This is a genomic window from Streptomyces sp. NBC_01013, assembly GCF_045162765.1.
In the GTDB taxonomy this organism is placed as follows: Bacteria; Actinomycetota; Actinomycetes; order Streptomycetales; family Streptomycetaceae; genus Streptomyces.
Genome location: NZ_CP108687.1, coordinates 4,287,778 through 4,311,387, shown reverse-complemented (window position 1 = coordinate 4,311,387; position 23,610 = coordinate 4,287,778). Strand labels below are relative to the sequence as shown.

Annotated in this window: 19 protein-coding genes; 12 read left to right on the top strand and 7 right to left on the bottom strand. The window is 72.4% G+C overall.

Features of this window, described 5'->3' with window-relative positions; genetic code table 11:
* Nucleotides 1-4 precede the first annotated feature (4 nt).
* Together OG538_RS18675 and OG538_RS18670 are read right to left on the bottom strand one after the other, a co-directional pair.
* Nucleotides 5-556, bottom strand: a complete 552-nt coding sequence (locus tag OG538_RS18675) for a MarR family winged helix-turn-helix transcriptional regulator (protein WP_406095009.1) — start codon at nucleotides 554-556, stop codon at nucleotides 5-7.
* A 58-nt stretch (nucleotides 557-614) separates the two neighbouring features.
* Nucleotides 615-1,262, bottom strand: a complete 648-nt coding sequence (locus tag OG538_RS18670; protein WP_406095007.1) for a class I SAM-dependent methyltransferase — start codon at nucleotides 1,260-1,262, stop codon at nucleotides 615-617.
* 156 nt (nucleotides 1,263-1,418) lie between these two features.
* Between OG538_RS18670 and OG538_RS18665 the strand changes: the two genes are divergently transcribed.
* Entirely contained in the window at nucleotides 1,419-1,937 is a 519-nt protein-coding gene (locus OG538_RS18665; protein WP_406095005.1) for a nitroreductase family deazaflavin-dependent oxidoreductase, read from the top strand.
* Nucleotides 1,938-1,960: 23 nt separating this feature from the next.
* Here OG538_RS18665 and OG538_RS18660 read toward each other — a convergent pair whose 3' ends face one another.
* Both OG538_RS18660 and OG538_RS18655 read right to left on the bottom strand, forming a co-directional pair.
* Nucleotides 1,961-3,505, bottom strand: coding sequence for an MFS transporter (locus OG538_RS18660; RefSeq protein WP_406095003.1), 1,545 nt, complete (start codon nucleotides 3,503-3,505; stop codon nucleotides 1,961-1,963).
* 185 nt (nucleotides 3,506-3,690) lie between these two features.
* Nucleotides 3,691-4,752: a PucR family transcriptional regulator gene (locus OG538_RS18655; protein WP_406095001.1), complete on the bottom strand. Its 1,062-nt coding sequence runs from the start codon at nucleotides 4,750-4,752 to the stop codon at nucleotides 3,691-3,693.
* A gap of 304 nt (nucleotides 4,753-5,056) precedes the next feature.
* Between OG538_RS18655 and OG538_RS18650 the strand changes: the two genes are divergently transcribed.
* The 4 genes from OG538_RS18650 (at nucleotide 5,057) to OG538_RS18635 (ending at nucleotide 15,164) form a co-directional block, all read left to right on the top strand.
* Nucleotides 5,057-5,722, top strand: a complete 666-nt coding sequence (locus tag OG538_RS18650) for a hypothetical protein (protein ID WP_406094999.1) — start codon at nucleotides 5,057-5,059, stop codon at nucleotides 5,720-5,722.
* A 105-nt stretch (nucleotides 5,723-5,827) separates the two neighbouring features.
* On the top strand, nucleotides 5,828-7,927 hold the full coding sequence (locus OG538_RS18645) for a flotillin family protein (RefSeq protein WP_406094997.1): 2,100 nt from the start codon (nucleotides 5,828-5,830) through the stop codon (nucleotides 7,925-7,927).
* Between the two features lie 236 nt (nucleotides 7,928-8,163).
* Nucleotides 8,164-13,125, top strand: coding sequence for a DNA repair ATPase (locus OG538_RS18640; protein ID WP_406094995.1), 4,962 nt, complete (start codon nucleotides 8,164-8,166; stop codon nucleotides 13,123-13,125).
* Nucleotides 13,126-13,154: 29 nt separating this feature from the next.
* Complete coding sequence (locus tag OG538_RS18635) at nucleotides 13,155-15,164, top strand: NAD-binding protein (RefSeq protein WP_406094993.1); 2,010 nt, start codon at nucleotides 13,155-13,157, stop codon at nucleotides 15,162-15,164.
* Nucleotides 15,165-15,487: 323 nt separating this feature from the next.
* On the opposite strand, the gene trpS is transcribed toward OG538_RS18635, so the two are convergent.
* On the bottom strand, nucleotides 15,488-16,525 hold the full coding sequence (trpS, locus tag OG538_RS18630) for a tryptophan--tRNA ligase (RefSeq protein ID WP_406094991.1): 1,038 nt from the start codon (nucleotides 16,523-16,525) through the stop codon (nucleotides 15,488-15,490).
* Between the two features lie 376 nt (nucleotides 16,526-16,901).
* Nucleotides 16,902-17,483, bottom strand: coding sequence for a hypothetical protein (locus OG538_RS18625; RefSeq protein ID WP_406094989.1), 582 nt, complete (start codon nucleotides 17,481-17,483; stop codon nucleotides 16,902-16,904).
* 148 nt (nucleotides 17,484-17,631) lie between these two features.
* On the opposite strand from OG538_RS18625, the gene OG538_RS18620 reads away from it, so the two are divergent.
* The 4 genes from OG538_RS18620 to OG538_RS18605 all read left to right on the top strand — a co-directional run bounded on the left by OG538_RS18620 (nucleotide 17,632) and on the right by OG538_RS18605 (nucleotide 20,632).
* On the top strand, nucleotides 17,632-18,177 hold the full coding sequence (locus tag OG538_RS18620) for a PadR family transcriptional regulator (protein WP_406094987.1): 546 nt from the start codon (nucleotides 17,632-17,634) through the stop codon (nucleotides 18,175-18,177).
* 170 nt (nucleotides 18,178-18,347) lie between these two features.
* Nucleotides 18,348-19,436: an LLM class flavin-dependent oxidoreductase gene (locus tag OG538_RS18615; protein ID WP_406094985.1), complete on the top strand. Its 1,089-nt coding sequence runs from the start codon at nucleotides 18,348-18,350 to the stop codon at nucleotides 19,434-19,436.
* 2 nt (nucleotides 19,437-19,438) lie between these two features.
* On the top strand, nucleotides 19,439-20,092 hold the full coding sequence (locus OG538_RS18610; RefSeq protein WP_406094983.1) for an FMN reductase: 654 nt from the start codon (nucleotides 19,439-19,441) through the stop codon (nucleotides 20,090-20,092).
* A 117-nt stretch (nucleotides 20,093-20,209) separates the two neighbouring features.
* Nucleotides 20,210-20,632, top strand: coding sequence for a universal stress protein (locus OG538_RS18605; protein ID WP_406094981.1), 423 nt, complete (start codon nucleotides 20,210-20,212; stop codon nucleotides 20,630-20,632).
* A 73-nt stretch (nucleotides 20,633-20,705) separates the two neighbouring features.
* On the opposite strand, the gene OG538_RS18600 is transcribed toward OG538_RS18605, so the two are convergent.
* Nucleotides 20,706-21,107: a hypothetical protein gene (locus OG538_RS18600; protein WP_406094979.1), complete on the bottom strand. Its 402-nt coding sequence runs from the start codon at nucleotides 21,105-21,107 to the stop codon at nucleotides 20,706-20,708.
* A gap of 120 nt (nucleotides 21,108-21,227) precedes the next feature.
* Here OG538_RS18600 and OG538_RS18595 point away from each other — a divergent pair, with 120 nt between their 5' ends.
* The 3 genes from OG538_RS18595 to OG538_RS18585 all read left to right on the top strand — a co-directional run bounded on the left by OG538_RS18595 (nucleotide 21,228) and on the right by OG538_RS18585 (nucleotide 23,591).
* Nucleotides 21,228-22,124, top strand: a complete 897-nt coding sequence (locus tag OG538_RS18595; RefSeq protein ID WP_406094977.1) for a hypothetical protein — start codon at nucleotides 21,228-21,230, stop codon at nucleotides 22,122-22,124.
* 181 nt (nucleotides 22,125-22,305) lie between these two features.
* Nucleotides 22,306-23,268, top strand: a complete 963-nt coding sequence (locus OG538_RS18590; RefSeq protein WP_406094975.1) for an NADP-dependent oxidoreductase — start codon at nucleotides 22,306-22,308, stop codon at nucleotides 23,266-23,268.
* 71 nt (nucleotides 23,269-23,339) lie between these two features.
* A complete protein-coding gene (locus tag OG538_RS18585) occupies nucleotides 23,340-23,591 on the top strand; it encodes a DUF2630 family protein (RefSeq protein WP_406094973.1) in 252 nt (83 codons plus the stop codon).
* The last annotated feature ends 19 nt before the right edge of the window (nucleotides 23,592-23,610 follow it).

The following is a 23,610-nucleotide window of genomic DNA, read 5'->3' as shown; positions in this document are numbered from 1 at the left end:
GCCGTCAGCCGTCGTGGGGGGCGGGGAGGTCGGGCGCCCAGCCCAGGGGGTAGGCGTCGGCGCCGTCCCCGGGCACGGTCGGCTCCCCGCCCGCCGCGGTGAACGCCGTCAGCGCCTCGATCAGCGCGGTGCACTGCTCGGGCGCGAGGCGCTCGACGATGGCCTCGACCTCCCGGCGGCGGGCGGACGTGACGTCCTCCACCAGCCGGAACCCCTCGGGGGTCACCCGCAGCGAGGTCTCCCGGCGGTTGGCCGGGTTGACCTGCCGCTCCGCCAGACCGGCGGCGATCAGCCGGTCCACCATGCGCATCGCGGTCGACGGGTTCACGCCGAGCCGCTCGGCCAGCGAGACCAGTTTGGCGTCCCCGTGCGTGGCGAGCACCACGAGCAGCCGGAACTGGGGCAGCGTCACCCGGTCCTCGACCGTCGCCAGCGAACGGGCGGACACCGCCACAAGCAGGCGCGACGCCGTGAGCACCGCGCGCGTCACCGCGTCGACGTCGTCCCTGCCCGGGGCGGACGGTCGGTCCTCGGATGACTGTTCCTGCGCGGCCATGCCTCTTTGTACCGTGCGCGACGGTCGTACTCGAATCCGGCACGTGCCCCTGAGGGCCTCAGCCCTTGCGGGCGAGCAGGTGGATCTCCCGGAACTGACGTCGGTCGTCCGGCTGCGGCTCGCGCACCATCCGGGCCACCTCGGCCAGGCCGGCCGTACGCAGCAGCGCGGCGAGGTGATCGGGCCACCACCGATAGGCAGGCGCGACCGCGTGGTCGAAGACCTGCGTCGGGTGCGCGGCATCCTCACTGGCGGAGAAGCCGATCAGAAGGTGGCCCCCGGGTGCCAACACGCGGTGGAACTCGGCCAGGAAGACGGGAAGTTCCGGCGGTGGGGTGTGGATGACGGACCACCGCGAGAGAACGCCGCCCAGCGCACCGTCGTCGATGTCGAGCGCGGTCATGGAGCCCACGTCGAACCGCAGGCCAGGATGGGCGTGCCGAGCCGATTCGATCATCCCGGACGACGCGTCGACGCCGAACGCCGAGAGGCCCAGCGTGTCCAGATGGGCGGTGATGTGGCCGGGCCCGCACCCCAGATCGGCGACCCGGCCCTCCCCGTGCGCGCGCACGAGCTCGGCGAAGGCTGCCAGCATCGCGCGGTCCAGGGGCCTGTTCCGCAACTCGTCGCCGAACAACTCCGCGTAGGTGCGGGCGGCGGCGTCGTAGGCCACGCGGGTGACTGCGAGGGCGTCGTGTTCGACCATGCCCGCGACACTAAGGGCTGGACGGCCCTCAGGGCTTCCCGGCAAGCCTCGCCCGGCGCTCGGAAGACCCGCCGGGGCCGGAACGGCGTCGAACCGATCCCGAATCCATGGCGCAAGACCATGACACGCACCTTTGGACTGTGCAACGTTTGCACAGTGACACCTGAACCCTCACCCCTGCCCGAACCGCAGCGCCCGCCCTTGCCGACCGGACTGCGACGCGCTGCCGTCCGGCTGCCCGTCCATATGTTCCGCGCAGGTCTCGGGCCGCTGTTCCGTGGCCGTCTGCTGCTCCTCGTCCACACCGGCCGCACCACCGGCCTCCCCCGGCGCACGGTGATCGAGGTCGTCGAGTCCGCGACCGTGGACGGCCGGCGGACCTGGACGGTCGCCTCCGGTTTCGGCCCGGGCGCGGACTGGTACCGCAACCTGCTCCGCACACCGCACGCCACCGTGCAGGCAGGACGCGGATTCCACGCGGTGACGGCCCACGCCCTGCCGGCCGAGGACGGCGGCGGGCTGATGGCCCGGTACGCGCCCCGCCACCCGCGGACCGCCCGCCGGCTCGCCGCGTTCATGGGGTTCACGGTCGACGGCAGCGCGGCGGACTACCGGCGGGTCGGCGAGTCGATCCCGTTCGTACGGCTGGTGGAGGGAACCGGGCCCGGCCGCTGAGCCCCCGCGGTCCGGTGCGTGCGTCAGGCCCGCGCGGGCTCGGCCTCCGCCACCAGGTGGGGGCGGGGCGCGCCCCGGCGGTAGAGGATCACCGTGACGAGCAGGCCGAGGGCGAAGAAGCCCGCCGACCACCAGTAGGCCGTCGAGTAGCTCTCCAGCTGGGCCTGGGCGACGGCGGACGGGGTCGGCCTGCGGCCCACCAGGTAGTCGGTGGCGGCACTGGTGGCCAGGGTGTTGAGCAGCGCCGTACCGATGGAACCGCCCACCTGCTGGCTGGTGTTGACCATCGCGGAGGCAACCCCGGCGTCCCGCGCCCCCACCCCGGCGGTGGCCAGGTTCATCGCAGTGGCGAAGATCATGCCGAGCCCCAGCCCGAGGCAGATCAGCGGTGGCAGCACATGGGCGAGATAGCTGCTGCTCAGGTTCAACGTGGTCAGCCACATCATCGCGGCCGCCGAGATGCCCATGCCGAGCGGCACGATCGGTTTGGCCCCGAACCGCGGCACCAGCACGTTCGTCGTCGTCACGGACGTCACGATCATGACGGCGACCATCGGCAGGAAGGCCAGACCGGTGGAGACCGGCGAGTAGAACAGGCTCTTCTGCAGGTAGTACGTGAGGAACAGGAACACACCGAACATGCCGCCGCCGGAGATGAACATCGCGAGGAAGGACGCCCCGCGGTCCCGGTCCAGCACCACCCGCATCGGCAGGAGCGGATGCACGGCCCTGGTCTGCCACCACGCGAAGGCGGCGAGGAGCGCCGCACCGGCCAGCAGGAACCCCCAGGTCTGCACCGAACTCCACGGATGTGTCTCGGCGTTGGAGAACCCGAACACGATGCAGAAGAGCCCGGCGGACACCAGCAGGGTCCCGGGGATGTCGAGTTTCGGTCGGTCCGCGGGCGCACCGGCGGTGAGCAGCCGCCAGCCGCCGACGAAGGCGACGAAGGCGAAGAGCAGGTTCACGTACAGGCACCAGCGCCAGTTCAGGTACTCGGTGAGCACCCCGCCGAGCAGCAGCCCCACCGCGCCGCCCGCACCCGCGATGGCGCCGTAGATCCCGAACGCCTTCGCCCGCTCCTTTGGCACGGTGAACGTCGTGGTGAGGAGCGAGAGCGCGGCCGGGGCGAGGAGTGCTCCGAACATGCCCTGCAGGGCGCGGGCCAGCACCAGGATCTCGAAGCTCGGGGCTGCGCCGCCGATGGCGGAGGCGACCGCGAAGCCGACCAGACCGGTCAGGAACACCACCCGGCGGCCGACCAGGTCGGCGATGCGTCCGCCGAGCAGCAGCAGCGAGCCGAAGGCGAGCGCGTAGGCCGTCACGATCCACTGACGGTTCCCGTCGGTGAAGCCGAGGTCCTGCTGGGCGGAGGGCAGCGCGATGTTCACGATCGTCGCGTCGAGGACCACCATCAGCTGCGCCAGCCCGATCACCCCCAGCACCCACCACCGGTGGGAGGGCCCGCGTTCCCCGCCGGGTGCGGGCGGGGGCGCCGGGTCGGTGGCCACCCTCCCGCGCTGTCCGTCCTCGGCCGGTTCCCCTGGCTGACGCGCATGACGGGCCATGGTGCGGATCTCCCTCGCTGCACACGAACCGGTGATCCGACACCGGCAACCCCCCGGCTGATCACGCTAGACGGAGCTCGGCGTCGTCGCATGCGGGGAGCACCGCGGGCGGCGGAGACTGCCGCGTCCCGGCAGCGGGGAGGCGGTGGCACGCGGTCCGGCCGCCGCTGTCCGGCAGGCCGGGCTCAGATCTCCTTGGCCGGCCAGTCCAGCAGCCGGGCCCCGATCACCGCGGTCTGCAGGGTGTAGCGGTGCATCGGGTCGGACGGATCGGAACCGGTGAGCTGGTGGATCCGCTCCAGCCGGTACGTGAGCGCCCGCACGCTCAGCGCCAGCCGCCGGGCGGTCTCGGCCGCGACACAGCCGGCGTCGAAGTACACGGAGAGCGTCTTCAGCAGCGGCTCCGCGCCGCCCCGCGCCTGCTGGAGCGGGCCGAGCTCGCTGCGCACCAGATCGGCCATCGCCTGCCGGTCACGGGTCAGCACGGGGTAGACCAGCAGATCCGCGGCGTACAGCACGGGGTCGTCGAGACCCATCCGCTCCGCCAGGTCGAGCGCGTCCAGCGCCTCGTCGTACGACTGGACCACGCCGCCGGGCCCCCGGTGCGCACGGCCGACCGCCACCCGCCCGCCGTCCGTCGCCGCGTGTGACTGCTTGGCGAAGTACCGCAGGACATCGGGCTGGCTGCCGGGTGCGATGCAGATCAGCCGCCCGTCCTTCGTCGTGAGCAGGATCTTGCGGCCGCTGAACCGGGCCAGCAGCGCCGACTCCACCTGCCGCGGCACGATGTCGGTCTCGGTGTACGCCTCCGGGCCCGTCGCCACCGCGACGGCGTGGGCCCGGGAGAGCCGTAGCCCGAACCGGGTGGCGCGCTCGGCGAGACGCCCCAGGTCGCTGCGTCCGTAGAGAAGGTCGTCGATGAACTCCCGGCGGGCCGCCTCCTCCCGCCGGACAGTGAGGCGCTGGGCCCGCTCGAAACCCTCGGCGAACGCGTCGACCGTCTGCTCCACCGCGGCCAGCACGCTCTCGGTGGACACGGCGGCGGCGGCCGGCCAGGTGGTGCGGGTCGCGGACAGATGCATCCGCACCAGCGCGCGCAGCTGGTATCCGGCCTCGGCGGCCTGCCTGCCGAGGCTGCGGCGGGCGTCGAGCTCCGCCCGGGTGAGCCTGCGGCCGGACAGGGCGACCTCGTCCAGTATCTGGGCGTAGCCCTCCAGGAAACTGTCGGGAATCACCGGTTCTGCCACGCCCCGCCTCCGCTTCTCACGCGTCGCTGCCATTGACACAACGCATACGCGCGCATGCCGGTGCCCGGCATCGAGCACGGAGAAAGATTGCCGTATTCCGGCAATGCGGCCAACCGGCCGCGGATGACACGATCCTGTCAGCACCGACCGGGGGACCACGGGGGAAACACGGGGGTGCAGGGGGACGGGGGAAGGCCCGGCTGCCGCGGTGCCGTTGGGACGGCACCGCGGCTGCGGGGTCACCACCGAACCCCGCGACAACACGCACCGGCGGAACCGCCGGCACAGCGGGCAGGGGGGACCGATGCACGAGTTCGTGACCGCGGCGCTGTCCTTCCCGGCCATGCTCTTCTCCGCGGCGCTGGTCGTCGTCATCGCCTTCTGGCTGCTCGTCCTGGCCGGCGCGGCCGACCACCACTCCTTCGACGCCGACCTCGACACGGATCTCGCGGGGATCGGCGGCGTGCCCGTCACCGTCTCGGTCTCCTTGGTGGTGGCCGTCGGCTGGTTCACCGCGCTGACCGGTTCGGTCCTGCTGCACCGCAGCGACACCACGGGAACCGTGCGGGCCGCGCTCGCCTTCGGCGTCCTCGCCGGAGCACTGCTGGTCGCCTGGGCCGTGGTGCGTCTCCTGGTACGGCACTTCCGCCGCTTCTTCGCCGACCAGCCTCCCCCATCGCGCCAGGACTTCCTGGGCCGGGTCTGCACGATCCGTACGGGCTCGGTCGGCAGGGACTTCGGGCAGGCCGAGGTCACCGCGACCGACGGCTCCACCGCGATCGTGCAGGTACGTCAGCTGGAACCGGCCGACACCGCCTTCACGGCGGGGAGCCCGGGGCTGCTGTACGCGTACGACGACGCGGGCGAGTTCTTCTGGGTCTCCCCGTACGACCGCGCACTCGACCCGGGACCGCCCACGGCCCTGCCGCGTCCGCACCGCCGCGCGCAGCCCGGCCGCCGCACCGCCTGATCCCCGCGCCCGAACCCGCGCCTCACGCGGCGCGCCGTGCTGCCCCGGGCCACCCGGCCCGCTCACTTCTCCCTTGTTCCGCACCACCAGCCGCCAAGGACTGTCATGGAAGCCATCTCCTTGGGCCTCGGCCTGCTCGTCGCCGTGGTCCTGCTCATCGCGATCGCCCTGCTCCTGATCGTCACCCGGCTCTTCCGCAAGGTGGAGCAGGGCAAGGCCCTGATCATCTCCAAGACCAAGAAGGTCGACGTGACCTTCACCGGTGCCGTCGTCCTGCCGGTGCTGCACAAGGCCGAGTCCATGGACATCTCGGTGAAGACGATCGAGATCCGCCGCACCGGGCGCGAGGGCCTGATCTGTCAGGACAACATCCGCGCCGATATCCACATCACGTTCTTCGTCCGGGTCAACAAGACCGTCGAGGACGTCATCAAGGTCGCCCAGGCCATCGGTACGGAACGGGCCAGCGACAAGGTGGCCATCCAGGACTTCTTCGCCGCGAAGTTCTCCGAGGCGCTCAAGACCGTCGGCAAGCAGTTGGACTTCGTCGATCTCTACACCAAGCGCGAGGAGTTCCGGGACCGGATCATCCGGGTCATCGGCACGGACCTCAACGGCTACCACCTCGACGACGCGGCGATCGACTTCCTCGAACAGACCCCGATGGTGCAGCTGGACGGCGCCAACATCCTCGACGCCCAGGGCATCCGGAAGATCACCGAGCTGACCGCGATCGAGCACGTGCGGACCAACGAGTTCCAGCGCACCGAGCAGAAGGAGATCACCCGGCAGGACGTCGACGCCCGGGAGACCATCCTGGAGCTGGAGCGCCGGCAGGCCGAGGCCGAGATCAAGCAGCGCCGCGAGGTGGAGACGCTGCGGGCCCGCGAGGAGGCCGTCACGGCCCGGGTGCAGGAGGAGGAACGCCTCGGCGCCCAGACCGCGTTCATCAAGACGGAGGAGCAGCTCGGCATCCAGCGGGAGAACCAGGCCCGGGAGATCGCGGTGGCGCAGAAGAACCGCGAGCGGGTCATCGCCGTGGAGAACGAGCGCATCGAGAAGGACCGGCTGATCGAGGTCATCGGGCGCGAGCGGCAGACCGAACTCAACCGCATCGCCGCGACGAAGGAGGTCGAGGCGGAGCGCCGCGAGGTCGCCGACGTGATCCGCGAACGCATCGCGGTGGACCGTACGGTCGCCGAGCAGGAGGAGTCCATCAAGACCCTGCGGTCCGTCGAGGAGTCCGAGCGCACCCGCAAGTCCGTGATCATCGCCGCGGAGGCGGAGGCGCAGGAGCAACTGGTCAAGGACATCAAGGCCGCGGAGGCCGCGGAGGCCGCGGCCACCCACCGCGCCGCCGAGCAGCTGACGCTCGCCGAGGCCCGGCTGAAGACCGCGGACCTGGACGCGCGGGCGAAGCTGCGGCTGGCCGAGGGGGTCCAGGCGGAGTCGGCGGCTCCCGGACTGGCGGACGTGCAGGTGCGGGACGCAGCCGCCGAGGTCATCGAGAAGACGGGCCTGGCCGAGGCCGAGGCGACCTCCGCCCGGCTCAGGGCCGAGGCGGAGGGTTCCCGGCTCAAGGCGCTCGCGGCGGCCGAGGGCACCCAGGCCCAGGCGACGGCCGACGCGGCCATGATCGGCGAGAAGCTGAAGGCCGAGGCGGCGGGGCTCACGGACAAGGCGGCCGCGATGGCGGCACTGGACGACGCGTCGCGCGGGCACGAGGAGTACCGGCTGCGACTGGCCGCGGAGAAGGAGATCCGGCTCGCGGGGCTGGAGGTCCAGCGCCAGGTCGCCGAGGCCCAGGCGACGGTGCTGGCCACGGGCCTGGAGAACGCCGACATCGACATCGTCGGCGGGGAGTCGGTCTTCTTCGACCGGCTGGTCTCCTCCATCTCCATGGGCAAGAGCCTCGACGGCTTCGTCGAGAACTCGGAAACGGCGAAGGCGCTCGGCGGGGCGTGGCTGAACGGCACGTCGTCGTTCACGGACGACGTGACACGGGTGCTGGGTTCGGTCTCGTCGGGCGACGTACAGAACCTGACGGTGTCGGCGCTGCTGATGCGGATGATGGCTGCCCCGGAAGCCGGTGCGGGCGCGGACCAGGTCCGTGAACTCCTCGACCACGCACGGTCCCTGGGCCTGGCGGACGTACCGGTGAGCACGGTCCCGTCCCCGTCCCGCAACGGCACGCCGGTGGCGTGACCCGTCCCTCGTCGCCCTCGATCGCCGGACGGGCCGAAGAAGCCCGGGGCGGGCTTGAAGGGGCCCGCTGCCTCACGACGGCAGCGGCCGCATCAAGCCCGCCCGGCGACGGAGGACGGACAGCACACCCGGAGAGCCCGCACGCCGCCCGGAGCCCGGGCCGGATTCCGCACCCGTCCGGCGGCTGAGGACGAGCACCGGCCGCAGGCCCCACCCCCCGCCCCGTAAGGAGCCGCATGGACACCGCCACCCCGCCGCCCCCGGACGGCCCCGAGGACGGGGCCTACGACGTGCTGCGGCGGCGGCTCCGCACCCACGCCGCGGAGCTCGCCCGCCGCGCCGAGGTGCTCAACGCCCGCCGGACCGAGGAGTTCGGCTCCACCGGACTGCGGCTGCTCGGCAGCGAGCAGGTCGGGACGGCGCAGCCGTCCATCCCCCGCGACCTCGTCGCGATCGGCGGACGGCTCCTGTTCGGATTCGAGCGCGGCCCCGGCCGGACCGACGACCCGGCCGTCGACGACGTACTCGCGCTGTACAGCTCCGAGTTGCGACCCGTCACCGGAGCCCCCCTCACCGACGAGGCCTTCGTACGCGAGTTCCGCGGCCTCCACCGCTACTACCGCGACGCCCGCCTCCTGCGGCTGCGCCGGACCGACGGGCGGCTCCTCGCCGTGTTCGGTACCGGCGAGAGCGCCGAGGACGTCCGCGTCCTGCGCTGGGCGCTCGACGCCGGCGGTTCGCCCGGCGCGTTCCTCGACGCCCGCGGCGAGCGCGACCACGTGTTCCCGCCGTCGCACGACTTCACCTGGACCGTGGCGGGCCGCGAGGCACACATCGCCGGCCGGCACCCGCACATCGCCGTCGGCGCGAGCGGCACCGCCGGCGCCGGGCGTGCGCCGCTCTTCGTCTCCACGCTGGGCGGACATCTCACGCTCAAGACCAGCGACGACACGGAGACTCCCGACGGGATCTACCGCGAGCCGGTCACCGAACCCCTTCAGTCGCTCGCCGACGCCGAGGTCGAATACGCGGAGTCCGGCCCGCTCCTCCTGCTCCGCGTACGGCCGTACAAGGAGGAGGGGTGGCGCCATCTCGTCCTCAACCGGCTCCTGGGCACCGTGCAGCGGCTGGACGGGATCGGTCCCGCCTGCCACCGGCTCCCCGAGGACCAGGGGATCATCTTCCCCGGCGGCTACTACCTGACCTCCGGCACCGCCAAGACCTTCGACATCGCCCAGCCGCTCGCCGCCCCCGTCTTCGAGGGTGCCGTGCGTTCCCCCAACGGCGAGGACGTGCTGTACGCGTTCCGTTCGCGGGACGACGGACGCAGTCTGCTGCTCCCGTACAACGTGATCCGGCAGGAGGTCGCCACCCCGCTCCAGGGCCGCGGTCACGCACTGCTCGACGACGGCACGCTCGTACTCCTGCGGGACCCGGTGGAGGGCCCCGACGGCGGCCCCACCCGGGTGCACACGGTGCAGCGCTGGCAGACGCCGTACGTCTCCGACACGTACGCCGCCTCCCGCCCGGCCGGCACCGGCCCGCTCGCCCGGGTCGGCAACGCCGATCTCGTGCGCGGCATCTCCGACTGCCTCGCGCTCGCGCACAGCGCCGACGGGACCACCGCGACCGCCGCCGTCTACGCCCGGCTGGTGGCCGACTGCACCCGGGCCGCCGACCGGTACCACTGGCTGGACGACAGCGAACTGGGTGCTATCGGGGCGCCGTTGGCCGAGCTGCGCGACACCGCGCATCTGGTGATCGCCGAGTTCGACGCCGTTCAGGAGCAGACCCGGCGGGCCGCCGACGCCCTCACCGAGACGGCGGACCGGATCACCGCCCTCGTCCGCCGGGTCCGCGGCGAGGCACCCCGTTCGGCCGCCGACTGGGTAGACCGGCTGACCGAACTACGCTCCGCCCACGGCCACTTGGCTGCGCTCACCGAGATGCGGTACGCGGACGCCGGGCGGATCACCGAACTCACCGTCGAGACTGCCGGCCACATCACCGCGGCGGCCCGGCGCGCGGTCGCCTTCCTGTCGGGGGACGACGCGTTCGCCGGGTACCACGAGGACGTCACCCGGCTCACCGAGCAGGCCGCCGCCCTCGCCACCGTCACCGAGGCCTCCGCGCTCGGCGAGCGGCTGGCCGCCATGACGGACGGGCTGAGCACGGTGACGGAGGTCGTCGCCGGGCTCGACATCGGTGACGGCCTGGTCCGCACCTCGATCCTGGAGCGGATCGCGGAGGTCCTCGGCAGGGTGAACGCGGCCCGTGCCACGCTCGACGCCCGCCGGCGCGCCCTGCTCGACCAGGAGGGGCGGGCCGAGTTCGCGGCCGAGCTCGCGCTGCTGGGTCAGGCCGTCACGGCCGCGCTCGCCGCCGCGGACACCCCTGACGCCTGTGACGACCAGCTCGCGCGGCTGCTGCTCCAGCTGGAGAACCTTCAGGCGCGGTTCGCCGAGTTCGACGACTTCCTGGCCGAGCTGGGCGAGCGGCGGACGGAGGTGTACGAGGCGTTCTCGTCCCGCAGGCAGACACTTCACGACGCCCTCGCCCGTCGGACGGAACGCCTCGCGGCCTCCGCCGCCCGGGTGCTGGAGACCGTCGCGCGCCGCAGTTCCGCGCTGCCCGACGCGGACGCCGTACACACCTACTTCGCCACCGACCCCATGGTCGCCAAGGTCCGCCGCACCGCCGACGAACTGCGCGGACTGGGCGACACGGTCAGGGCCGAGGAGCTCGACGGGCAGCTGCTGGCCGCCCGCCAGGAGGCGGGCCGGGCCCTGCGCGACCGCAGCGAGCTGTACGCGGACGGCGGGGCGACGATCCGGCTGGGACGGCACCGCTTCGCGGTGAACAGCCGGCCGTTCGAGCTGACGCTGGTGCCGCAGGGGGACGGGCTCGCGTTCGCCGTCACCGGGACCGACTACCGGGCGCCGGTCACCGACCCGGACTTCGCCGCCACCAGCCCGTACTGGGACCAGCTGCTCCCCTCCGAGTCCCCGTCCGTCTACCGCGGCGAGCACCTGGCCGCCCGGCTCCTCTCCGAGCACGGCGCGGACCGGCTGGCCTCTCTTGAGGACGGCGAACTGGCCTCTCTCGTACGCAGGTCGGCCGCCGCCGCCTACGACGAGGGGTATCAGCGCGGGGTCCACGACGAGGACGCCACGGCGATCCTGACGGCCCTGCTGCGGCTGCACGCAGCCGCGGGGCTGCTGCGCTTCCCGCCCGCTGTGCGGGCCGCCGCCCAGCTCTTCTGGGCGTACGGGACGGACGGGGCCCGCCGGACCTCCTGGACGCTCCGGGCCCGCTCCCTGGCCCGTGCCCGCGAGACGTTCGGCCTCGCTCCGGCCGTCGCCGCCCTCCAGGAGGAGTGGGCCGCGGTCATCACGGGGGACGACTCCGCGGCGGTGGCCGCGTATCTCTTCGAGGAGCTGACGAGCGGCCCGGAGGGCTTCGTCACGGGCGCGACCGTGCGCACGTTCCTGGACAAGTTCCGTCGCTCGACCGGTACTTCTGCGTACGACGAGGACCTCACCGCCCTGCGGGACGATCTGCCGGCCCGCCGCCAGCTCGTCGAGGGCTGGCTCAGCTCGTACGCACGGGCCGGCGGGACGGACCTGGACCCGGGCGACCTCGCGGAGGCCGTCGCCGTCGAGCTCTGCCCGGAGCCGGTTCTGGCCCGCCACGAGGCCGACGCCCCGCTCACCGCGACGGTGGACGGCCTCCTGGGCGTCCACCCGCGCATCGAGCGGGGCCGGATGACTGTACGGATCGACGAACTCCTCTTCCGTACGGCGAAGTTCCGCACCGATGTCGTCCCCGGTTTCCGCGCCTACCAGAGCCGGCGCACCGCCCTGGTCGCCGCCGAACGCGCCCGGCTTCGGCTGGACGACCACCGGCCGCGGGTCATGTCCGCGTTCGTGCGCAACCGGTTGCTCGACGAGGTGTATCTGCCGCTGATCGGCGACAGCCTCGCCAAGCAGCTCGGCACCGCCGACGCCGACCGGCGCACCGACTCGCAGGGCCTGCTGCTGCTCGTATCGCCGCCCGGCTACGGCAAGACGACACTCATGGAGTACGTCGCCGACCGGCTGGGACTGGTCCTCGTCAAGGTCAGCGGGCCGAACCTCGGCCACGACGTGACCTCGCTGGACCCGGCCCAGGCCCGCAGCGCGACCGCGCGCCGGGAGATCGAGAAGATCAACTTCGCGTTGGAGGCGGGCAACAACACCCTGCTCCACATCGACGACATCCAGCACACCTCGCCGGAACTGCTCCAGAAGTTCATCCCGCTCTGCGACGCCACCCGCAGGATCGAGGGCGTGCGGGACGGCGAGCCGCGCAGCTACGACCTGCGGGGCAAGCGGTTCGCGGTGTGCATGACGGGCAATCCCTACACCGAGTCCGGGGAGCGGTTCCGAGTCCCCGACATGCTCGCCAACCGGGCCGACGTCTGGAACCTCGGAGAGGTGCTGAGCGGGCGCGAGGACGTCTTCGCGCTGAGCTTCGTCGAGAACGCGCTGACCGCCAACCCGGTGCTGGCGCCGCTCGCCGGCCGGTCCCGCGAGGACCTCGCCCTGCTGCTGCGGCTCGCCTCCGGCACCGACGCCACCGCTCGCCCGGACGGCCTCGAACACCCGTACGCACCGCCCGAGGTGGACCGGATCACCGCCGTTCTGCGCCATCTGCTGAGCGCCCGCGACACCGTCCTCTCCGTCAACGCCGCGTACATCGCCTCGGCCGCGCAGACGGACGCGACGCGCACCGAACCGCCGTTCCGGCTGCAGGGCTCGTACCGGAACATGAACCGCATCGCCGAACGCATCGTGCCGGTGATGAACGACGCCGAACTGTCCGCCGTCATCGACGACCACTACGCGGGCGAGGCCCAGACCCTCACCACGGGCGCCGAGGCGGCCCTGCTGAAACTCGCCGCCCTGCGCGGGACCCTCGGCCCCGAGCAGGCCGCGCGCTGGTCCGCCGTAACCGCCTCGTACCAGCGGGCCCAGGCACTCGGCGGACCCGACAGTGACCCGCTGACCCGTGCGGTGGCGGCACTCGGGCTGCTCGCGGACCGGATTGCGGCCGTCGAGTCGGCGATCGGCCGGGCGGCCGAGCCGCGCCACCTGTTCGCCGGGCCACCGCCCGGGACGCCCTCCGGGACCCCGGCCGGGACGCACGAGGACCACTGACCGTACCGATCACGAGAAGGGAGCAAGGCATGCTGGGTCTTGTGCCTCCTCTTCCCCAGCAGCCCCAACGCCCCCCTTTCACCGGCCACATGGTCGTCTGCGGCGACGATGCGCTCGCTCAGCGGCTCGCCGTGGAGCTGCGGTACGTCTACGGGGAGCGGGTCACCCTCGTCCTGCCCCCGGAGCCGGGAACGGCCGGACCGGAGCTGCCGCTGACCGGGCGCCGCCGGGCCGCCGCGCTGTTCGGCCGGATGTCGTCGGCGATGGCCCGCAACGGAGGTCTGGCCCACGGCAGCGCGGAGGACGGGGACACCAACGCCGGTGTCGAGGCGGTACGCATCCTCCAGGCGGCGGAGCCCTCCGACGAGTCGCTCGAAGAGGCGGGCATCGGCTCGGCCGCCGCGGTGGCCCTCGTCTACGACGACGACGAGCGCAACATCCGGGCCGCACTGACGGCCCGTCGGCTCAACCCCCGCGTCCGCCTGGTGATCCGGCTCTACAACCGCAAGCTCGGCCAGCATCTGGAGACCCTGCTCGACCAGGCGGCCGCCGTCGCCTCGCCCGGGCTCGACCCGGCCGTGCTGGACGCCTCCACCACCGTCCTGTCCGACGCCGACACCGCCGCCCCCTACCTCGCGGCCACCGCGCTCGCCGGCCCCACCCGGGTGATCCGCGCCGAGGGCCTGTTCCTGCGGGCGGCAGAACGCACCCCGCCCCGCGACGGCCAGGCCGCCGACCCCGGCCTGTGCACCCTGGCCCTGCTCTCCTCCACCACCCACGACCCGGCCGGCGCCGAGGGTTCCGACAGCAGTGGCGCCGACGGTCCGCAGCTCCTCCCCGACCAGGCACAGGTGGCGGCGGCGACCGGGCGCGGCACCGTCGTCCTGGAGGCCGTCACCCAGTCCGGTCCAGCCGTTCCGAAACCCCGGATGAGCGGCCGGAGCGCACCGCTGAGCCAGTTCTTCTCACGTCGGCTGCGCTGGTCGGCGCTGGGCGTCGGCCTGGCCGTCCTCGGGCTCGCGGTGGCATCCTCGCTCACCACCGGCGACCGCCCCCCGCATGCCGCCTACCTCACCCTGCTCGACCTGTTCGCGATGGGCGACCCGGCGATCGGCGACCCCACTGCCCGCCAGGTCATCCAGCTCCTCTCCGGCGTCGCCGGACTGATGCTGCTCCCCCTGCTGGTCGCGGGTGTGCTGGAGGCCTTCGGTTCGCTGCGCACGGCTTCGTCGCTGCGGCGGCCGCCGCGCGGTCTGTCCGGACACGTGGTGCTGCTCGGCCTCGGCAAGATCGGCACCCGCGTTCTGGTGCACCTGCGGGAACTGGGCATTCCCGTGGTCTGCGTGGAGGACGACCCGGACGCGCGCGGCATCCCGGTGGCACGCCGGCTGCATGTGCCGGTGGTCCTGGGAGACGTCACGCAGGAGGGTGTGCTGGAGGCCGCCAAGATCGGTCGCTCGCGCGGGCTGCTCGCCCTGACCAGCGTCGACACCACCAACCTGGAGGCGGCGCTGTACGCCCGCTCCCTCAAGCCGGATCTGCGGGTGACGCTGCGCCTGTTCGACGACGAGTTCGCCACCGCCGTCTACCGCACCCTGCGCACCGCCCACCCGCAGGCGCTCACCCGCTCCCGTTCCGTCTCACACCTGGCCGGTCCCTCGTTCGCCGTGGCCATGATGGGCCGGCAGATCCTCGGGGCGGTGCCGGTCGAGCGGAAGGTGATGCTGTTCGCGGCGGTCGAGGTGGCCGGCCACCCGCAGCTGGAGGGCCGGACGGTGGAGCAGGCGTTCCGGGCCGGGTCCTGGCGGATCCTCGCCCTGGACGTGGCCCAGCCCGCCGGCCGCGGGCCCGGCCCGGCGGCTCCCGTCCCACCGCCGCACGCCCCCGGCACCGACCCGTCGGGCGACCGGCCCGGGGGCCTCGTGTGGAACCTGCACCCCGGCTACGTACTCCGGTCCACCGACCGCGTGGTGATCGCCGCGACCCGCCGGGGCCTGGCGGAACTGCTGGGCAGGCGGGGCTCGTTGACGCGGCGCTGACGAGAGGGCCCGGGGCGTGTTCCGAAAGGAGCGTCCTCCGCCCGGAGGGCGGGGCCCGCGGCGTCCGGTGCGGTGCATCGCAAGGCGGAGGGTCGTCCTCGTACGGGGCGTAGGTGGACGGTCCCGACAACGCGGCGAGGCGCCGTGCCAGCCGTCGCGGGCCAGACGCAGACGTCCGGTCTCGGTCAGGGTGCATTACGGTGGGGCACGAGGGCCTTTCTGGTCGGTGTAGACGTCGCAATCCACACCGAACCCGGAAGGCCCTCATTCGTTCAAGATCACTCCACCGTGAAACCTGCCACCAACCTCCGTGGACAGAACACCTAGAGCACCCCTCCCATCGCCTCCCGCACCTCCGCCAGCGTCGCGTCGGCGACGGCGTTGGCACGCTCGTTGCCGGCCCGCAGCACGGACCGCACGTAGCCCATGTCCCGCGCGTACTCCGCCCGCCGGGCCCGCAGGGGCGCCAGTCGCGCGTTGACCGCGTCGGTCACGGTCCGCTTGAGTGCTGCCGCGCCCCCGCCGCCGATCTCCTCGGCCACGGTGTGCGGGTCCCGGTCGAGACAGAGCGCGGCCAGCAGCACCAGTCCGGACACCTCGGGCCGTCGCTCGGGGTCGTACGTGATGTGCCGTTCGGCGTCCGTCGTCGCGCCTCTCACCAGCCGTGCCGTCGTGTCCTCGTCGGCGCTCAGCGCAACGGCGTTGGCGCGGCTCTTGCTCATCTTGGTGCCGTCGGTGCCGAGCAGCAGCGGTGCGGCGGAGAGGAGCGCCTCGGGCTCCGGAAAGAGCGGACCGTAGCGCTCGTTGAACCGCCGGGCCACGGCCCTGGTCAGTTCGAGGTGCGGCAGCTGGTCCTGGCCGACCGGCACCACATTGCCCTTGCAGAACAGGATGTCGGCCGCCTGATGGACCGGGTAGGTGTACATCAGACCGCTGACGGTGGCCTGCCGGGAGTGCGCGATCTCGTCCTTGACCGTGGGGTTGCGGCCCAGTTCGGCGACGGAGACCAGACTCAGGAACGGCAGCAGCAGCTGGTTGAGCGCGGGCACGGCGCTGTGGTTGAAGATCACCGAGCGTTCCGGGTCGATGCCGACGGCCAGGTAGTCCAGCAGCAGCCCCTCCATGGTGGCGGTGAGCCGCTCGGCCATGTCCCGGTCGGTGAGCACCTGGTAGTCGGCGACGAGGACGAACACCTCCACTCCGAGCTCCTGGAGCCGCACCCGGTTGTGGAGCGTGCCGAAGTAGTGCCCGAGGTGCAGCGCCCCGGTGGGCCGGTCGCCGGTCAGGACGCGGAAGGCGGCGGGGTCCCGCTGGATCCGCTCGTCGAGCGTGGTGGTGCTGTCGGCGTAGGTCGTGGTCATGGCTGGTCTCTCCTCGCGATGGTGTGTGCGTGGAGGACGGCCCCGCCGGGCTCGGAGCCCGTGCCGGAAGAGGGCAGAGAAAAAGGGCCGTCCGTGACGAACGGCCCTGGTCCCGCGCTGAAGAGGTGGCCGCTCCTAGGAGGAGCGCCACCGGTTCCGGCACGGTACGGAGGTCATACGGGAAGTCTAGGGGCTGTCCCGCGATTCCTGGTGGATCAGCGCGCGGCGTCGGATGCGGTGCGTCGCACGGCGGAGAGACGTTCGCATCCCGGATGTATTCGGGTGTTTCGACAACGCGGCGAGGTGCCGTAGGTGTCGTCGTGCGCCCGCCAGGAACTGCGGGACAGCCCCTGGCGACCTCGTGCACGGTCGGCGGTCACTCGGCGGGACGCGCGGGAGCGGCGGCGACGGAGCGGGCGCGCGCGATCTCCGGGTAGCGCACGGTGAACAGGATCGGAACGACGACGCAGATGACGGTCAGGACCGTGCGGGCGGTGCTGTTGTCCGGCTGTGCGTGGTGCAGCCACACCGAGCCGGCGCCGCCGATGGTGAAGGCGGCGGCCCACACCGCGGTGATGACCGTGTTGACCCGCCGGAACAGCGGGCTGTCCCAGTGCTCGGCCGGGACCGTGGTCCGTGCGATCCCCCTCGTGAACGGCTTGCCGATGGCGAGCGACCCCCAGGCCAGCAGCGCCAGCCACAGGGACGACCCGGCCGAGGAGTAGTCCGTCACGAGGCCGGAGTCCGGGGCGGCGAAGGCCGCGGTGGTGCACACGGCGAAGTAGAGGGCAGCTCCGGTCTCGATGACGAGCGCGGCCCAGTCACCGCCCGCACGCCGCTGCACCACGATCAGGGCGAGGGCGAGCACCAGCCCTGCCAGCAGGGCGTACCTGACGTCGATGGTGCCGACGAGCACGCTGACCGCGATCCACGGAAGAAAGCTGCGCAAGTACGCCATGAGAGGTCCCCCTGGTTGCATACGGACGGATGCCGGATCGTCCGGACAGCCGGTGACCGACCCCGCACGCTCCTGTAGTGACATGTCAAACATAGAAGGTCTGCGCCTGACATGTCAATAGTGGAATGTCGGAGGTAAAGTAATCCCCATGAGCCTTCGACACGCACTCCTCGGCCTGCTCGCGGAAGGGCCGGCCAGTGGCTACGACCTGCTGGGCACCTTCCGTACGTCGCTCGCGCACGTCTGGCCCGCCACCCAGAGCCAGATCTACACGGAGCTGACCAAGCTGGACGCCGCCGGCCTGACCCGGGTCGCGTCCGAGGGCCCCCGCGGCCGCAAGACGTACGAGATCACCGAAGCGGGCCGCGCCGAACTGCGCGAGTGGCTCCTGGTGGTCGCCCCGAACGGCTACCGCCGCAACGACATCCTCCTGAGGGTCTTCCTGCTCGGAGCGGTCGAGTGGGAGGAGGCCCGCGAGTTCCTGCACAAGCGGACCGAGTTCGCCCGTGCGCGACATGCCGAGTTCCAGTCCACGGAGAACGCCACGGACTGGGACGAGAGCGATCTGTCCGTCTACGGCCGCCTCACCCTGGAGTGGGGCAAGCGGTTCATGCAGATGCAGGCGGAGTGGAGCGAGTGGGCCGAGCGGGAGATCGAGGCGGCACGGGCCGCCGAGGACGCCGGGCAGGACTGAGCCCGGCCGTCGCACCCAGCCCTCCCCTCCGCTCCCGCCGATGCCTGCCGCCGTCCGCCCGGCCCGGGCCGCCTCCGCGTCCGCCCCGGCGGAATAGGCGTACGGGGGACTCCGTTGTAGGGTGCGTCCAGATAGTTCAACGTTCAACCAAATGCCTGGAGGCGGGCGCCATGCAGTTCGGGATCTTCACCGTCGGAGACATCACCACCGACCCGACGACCGGCACGACGCCGAGCGAGCACGAGCGGATCAAGGCCACCGTCGCCATCGCACGGAAGGCCGAGGAGGTCGGCCTCGACGTGTTCGCGACCGGCGAGCACCACAACCCCCCGTTCGTCCCCTCCTCGCCGACGACCACCCTCGCCTACATCGCCGCCCGCACCGAGCGCATCATCCTGTCCACCTCGACGACCCTGATCACCACCAACGACCCGGTGAAGATCGCCGAGGACTACGCCACGCTCCAGCACCTGGCCGACGGCCGCGTCGACCTGATGATGGGCCGCGGCAACACCGGACCGGTCTACCCCTGGTTCGGCAAGGACATCCGCCAGGGCATTCCGCTCGCCATCGAGAACTACGCCCTGCTGCACAAGCTGTGGCGCGAGGACGTCGTCGACTGGGAGGGGAAGTTCCGTACGCCGCTGCAGTCCTTCACCGCGACCCCGCGCCCCCTGGACGGCGTACCGCCGTTCGTCTGGCACGGCTCGATCCGCTCCCCGGAGATCGCCGAGCAGGCCGCGTACTACGGCGACGGCTTCTTCCACAACAACATCTTCTGGCCCATCGAACACACGAAGAAGATGGTGAGCCTCTACCGGCAGCGCTACGCCCACTACGGCCACGGCACCGCCGAGCAGGCCATCGTCGGCCTCGGCGGCCAGGTGTTCATGCGCAAGAACTCGCAGGACGCGGTGCGGGAGTTCCGTCCGTACTTCGACAACGCACCGGTCTACGGGCACGGTCCTTCGATGGAGGACTTCACCCAGCAGACCCCGCTCACCGTGGGCTCCCCGCAGGAGGTCATCGAGCGGACGCTGTCCTTCCGGGACGCCGTCGGTGACTACCAGCGCCAGCTGTTCCTGATGGACCACGCGGGGCTCCCGCTGAAGACGGTCCTGGAGCAGCTCGACATCCTCGGCGAGGAGGTCGTCCCCGTGCTGCGCAAGGAGTTCGCCAACCTGCGGCCTGCCGGGGTGCCGGAGTCCGCGCCCCTGCACCCGGCCGTAGCCGCCGGCACCACCACGAAGGAGAGCTGACCGTGTTCGCCACCGAACCGCTGAGGATCGTCGCCGTATCCGCCGGTCTGAGCAACCCCTCGTCGACCAGGCTGCTGGCCGACCGGCTGACCGCGGCCACCCGCGAGCGGCTGGAGACCGAGCAGGACCGCCCGGTCGAGGTCCGGGTGATCGAACTGCGCGACCTGGCCGTCGACATCGCGGGCAACCTGGTGTCCGGCTTCCCGTCGGCCACGCTGGAGGAGGCCATCGGCGCGGTGGCGGGGGCCGACGGACTGATCGCCGTCTCCCCGGTGTTCACCGCCTCGTACAGCGGCCTGTTCAAGTCGTTCTTCGACCTGGTGGAGAACACCGCACTGACCGGCAAGCCCGTCGTCGTCGCGGCGACCGGCGGCACCGCCCGGCACTCGCTGGTGCTGGAGCACGCGATGCGTCCGCTCTTCGCCTATCTGCGCGCCGTCACGCTCCCGACGTCGGTGTACGCGGCCTCGGAGGACTGGGGCTCCTCGGGCGACGAGTACACCGAAGGCCTGCCGGGCCGGATCCGGCGCGCGGGCGGCGAGCTCGCGCAGGCGATCACGGGCGGCCGGGCGGTCTCCGGAGCCGCCAAGACCCTCGGACTGGACGACGAGGTGGTCCCCTTCGAGCGGCAGCTGGCCGACCTGCGGCTGGACTGACCGACCCGAAGACTGTACTTTCGCCCGGTTTGACTACAGTTGCGCGAGAAGGTGCGTGGTGCGGTTGTCCGTCACCACGTACCCGTTCGACCAAACGGAACCGAGCTGGAGGCAGAGATGGGCAGGATCGTGGTGGGCGTTGACGGCTCCGAGTCGTCGATCAAGGCACTGCACTGGGCCGTACGCCAGGCGGAGCTGACCGGTGACACGGTGGAGGCCGTCAACAGCTGGGAGTACCCCTCGACCAGCTGGGCGTCCATGATGCCGGGCATGCCGGAGGACTTCGATCCGCAGGCCGTGGCCACGGTGTCGCTCACCGAGGCGCTGGAGGAGGCCCTCGGTGCCGCGGGTGCCGCCGCGGTCAGCAAGGTCGTGGTGATCGGCAACCCCGCGCAGGCCCTGCTCGACCGGGCCGCAGGGGCGGACCTGCTGGTCGTGGGCGCGCGCGGGTACAGCGGCTTCAAGGCCACCCTGCTCGGATCGGTCAGCCTGCACGTCGCCCAGCACGCGCCGTGCCCGGTGACCGTGGTCCGCAGCTGAGCACAGACCCGGACACGGGTACGGACCCGCGCCTCAGGGGCGCGGGCCCGTACCGGCGGAAGCCGCGGCGGACTCAGTCCTCCCGCGTGTAGAAGACGTAGAACGCGGCGAGCAGCATGCCCGCCCCGGTCAGCAGACCCAGCGTCGACGAGGCCAGCACGCTCTTGTCGCCGGACAGGCTGTAGAGGAAGCCGACCGAACTGCCGAACAGCGCGCCGTACGCGGCCGCGCCGAGCTCGGCCGGCAGGCGCTTCTGCACCCGGCCCAGACCGAAGCAGAGCGCCGCGAGCACGGCGCCCGAGACCAGTCCGAGCGCGAGCTGGGTGCCGGTGAGCACTCCGCCGCCGCGGACGATGGACGTCGCGTACCAGCCCAGGATCACCCCGAGCGTGACGGGTACGGCCCAGCTGATCGTGGAGAGGCGCTGGGCACGCCCGCGCGTGCCGCGTGCATGCACCGAAGCGTGTGCGGCCATGGCAGGAAGCTCCTTCCGTCGCCCCCGCTTTCCTCAAGGGCACACCCGGCCGGGCCCCCCGGCAACTCGGATGGCCCACGGCCCGGGGCACGGCGTCGCCATCCGCGGTTCCCTGGTGGGGTGCGGACCTACTTCTCGGCGGCTCTCTCGGTGGCATTCCTGGTGCTGCTCGCCGTCCTGGTGCCGGTGAGCGCGCTCTCCGCCTGGGTCGATCTGGAGATCGACGACACGGACCGTTACGTGGCCGCCGTGGCGCCGCTCGCCTCCGATGCCGATGTGCAGAACACCGTCGCCGACCTGATCACCGACGAGGCGATGAAGCAGATCGACGTCGGCCCGCTCCAGGACACGGTCCGTGACTTCCTTCACCAGGCCGTACGGTCCTTCACCACCACCGACGCGTTCCAGGCCGCCTGGAACGCCGCCAACCGCACGGCCCACGAAGCCGTCACGGCGGCCCTGGACGGGGAGAGCGGCGAGAGCGTCACGATCGATCTGGCGCCCGTGACGGAGAAGGTGAAGCAGAACCTGGTGGACAACGGGGTGCCGTTCGCCGACCAGATCCCCGTCCAGCACACCGACATCCAGATCGTCTCCGCCGACCGCGCCGACCAGATGCGCCAGAGCTTCCGGTGGCTGCGGGCGGCCGGCGTGTGGCCGGCCGTCGGCACCCTCGTGTTCGCGCTGCTCGCCGTCGTCCTGGCCTGGGTAGGCGGCGGACCCGGGCGCCGCGGCTCGGCCCTGGCCGCGCTCGCCGCGACCGCCGTCGCCGGGGCCGGCTTCGCGCTCGGCGCCCTGGTGCTGCGCGGTGCGCTCGCGTTGGCGCGCAACCGCGTGCTGGCCGAGGTGCCCGGCAGCGAGACCGACGGGGCGGCAGCGGTGTACGACGCGCTGACCGGGTCGTTGCGCACCACGGTGTGGATCGTCTTCGGTACGGGCCTCGCGGTGGCCGTGTGCGCGGTGGCGGCGCGGATCTGGGTCCGGCGGGTACTGCCCGCGCCGTCGTCCGGGGCCTGAGGGACCCGGCTCCGCCCGCTCCCCGCTCCTCGCCACCACCGGCCACCGCGCGCTGCTCGTCACACCGCACCTGCGCGACGCCGGCCGACATCCCGGCCCCGCCGGTGCCGACGTGCGGGCGGGGTCGGGCCGGGGAAGAGTGGAGAAGGTGACTGCCGGGGGCTACTGGGAGGTCTTGCGTATGCGAGCCATCGCCGTCAGCACATTCCGGGGCGATCCCGCTCCGGTCGAGGTCCCCAAACCGGAGCCGGGGCCGGGCCAGGTCCGGGTGCGGATCGAGTACGCCTCGCTCAACCCGCACGACTGGCAGCTCGCGGACGGCACCCTGGACGGCCTCGCCCCTCAGCTCTTCCCGCTGGTCGTCGGCGCCGACTACGCGGGCCGGGTGGACATGATCGGCAGCGGCGACAACCGCTTCCGGGTCGGTGACCACGTCTTCGGGCGGTCAGGCGGTCCGGCAGCCGGTGCGGGGACGTACTGCGACTACGTCTGCGTACCCCAGGAGTCCGCCATCGCCCTTGTCCCGCGCGGGCTGGACGCCCGGATCGCGGCCGCGCTGCCGACCGCCGGGATGGCCGCCGCGCAGATCCTGGAGGCGGTGTCACTGCGGGGCCACGAAAGCCTGATGGTCGTCGGCGCGGCGGGCGGGGTCGGCAGCTGTCTGACCCAGCTCGCCCGAGCACGGGACGTGCGTGTGATCGCGGCGGTGCGCGGGGACGAGCGGTCCAGGATGGGGTCGTTGGGCGCCCGCGTCACGATCGACGTCACGGACGGCCCGGCGGCCGAAGCGATACGGGCGGCCTGCCCGGACGGCGTCGACGCGCTGGCCGACCTGGCGTCCGCGACCCCCGAGGCGTTCGCCGAACACGCCTCGACGCTCCGGCCGGGCGCCATCGCGCTCTCCACCCGCGGCGCCGCGGCAGGGGCGGCGCTCCCCCGCGGGGTACGGGGTCTCGACTTCCGGCTCGACCCGAGCCCGGTCCTGCTGGACGTGCTGGCAGCGGGTGCCGCGGAAGGCGTCCTGCGCGTCCCCGTCGACATCGAACTCCCCCTGGAGAAGGCCCCGCAGGCCCTGGATCGCAACCGGACGGGCGGGGCACGCGGCAAGACCGTCATCGTGCTGAGGGAACACGGGCACTGCTGAGACCGACCGGCATGGATCCGGTGCGGCCGGACCGGCCGGCGCGGATCCGGTACGGCGGAGAGGAAGACGTCATGGACGACCAGGAGCGGGACATCATCGGCGGCATCGACGGCCTCGTCGCGGAGGAACGCGCCCTGCGCGACCGCAACGGCCGGGAACCGGGCCTGTCCACCGAGGAGAAGGCGCGCCTGCGTACGGTGGAGGTCCGACTCGATCAGTGCTGGGATCTGCTGCGGCAGCGCCGGGCGCTGAGCGAGTTCGGCGAGGATCCGGCACAGGCCCGGGTCCGCCCGGCCGACGAGGTCGAGGGGTATCGCAGCTGACCGCTGCGCGGAGGGGGAG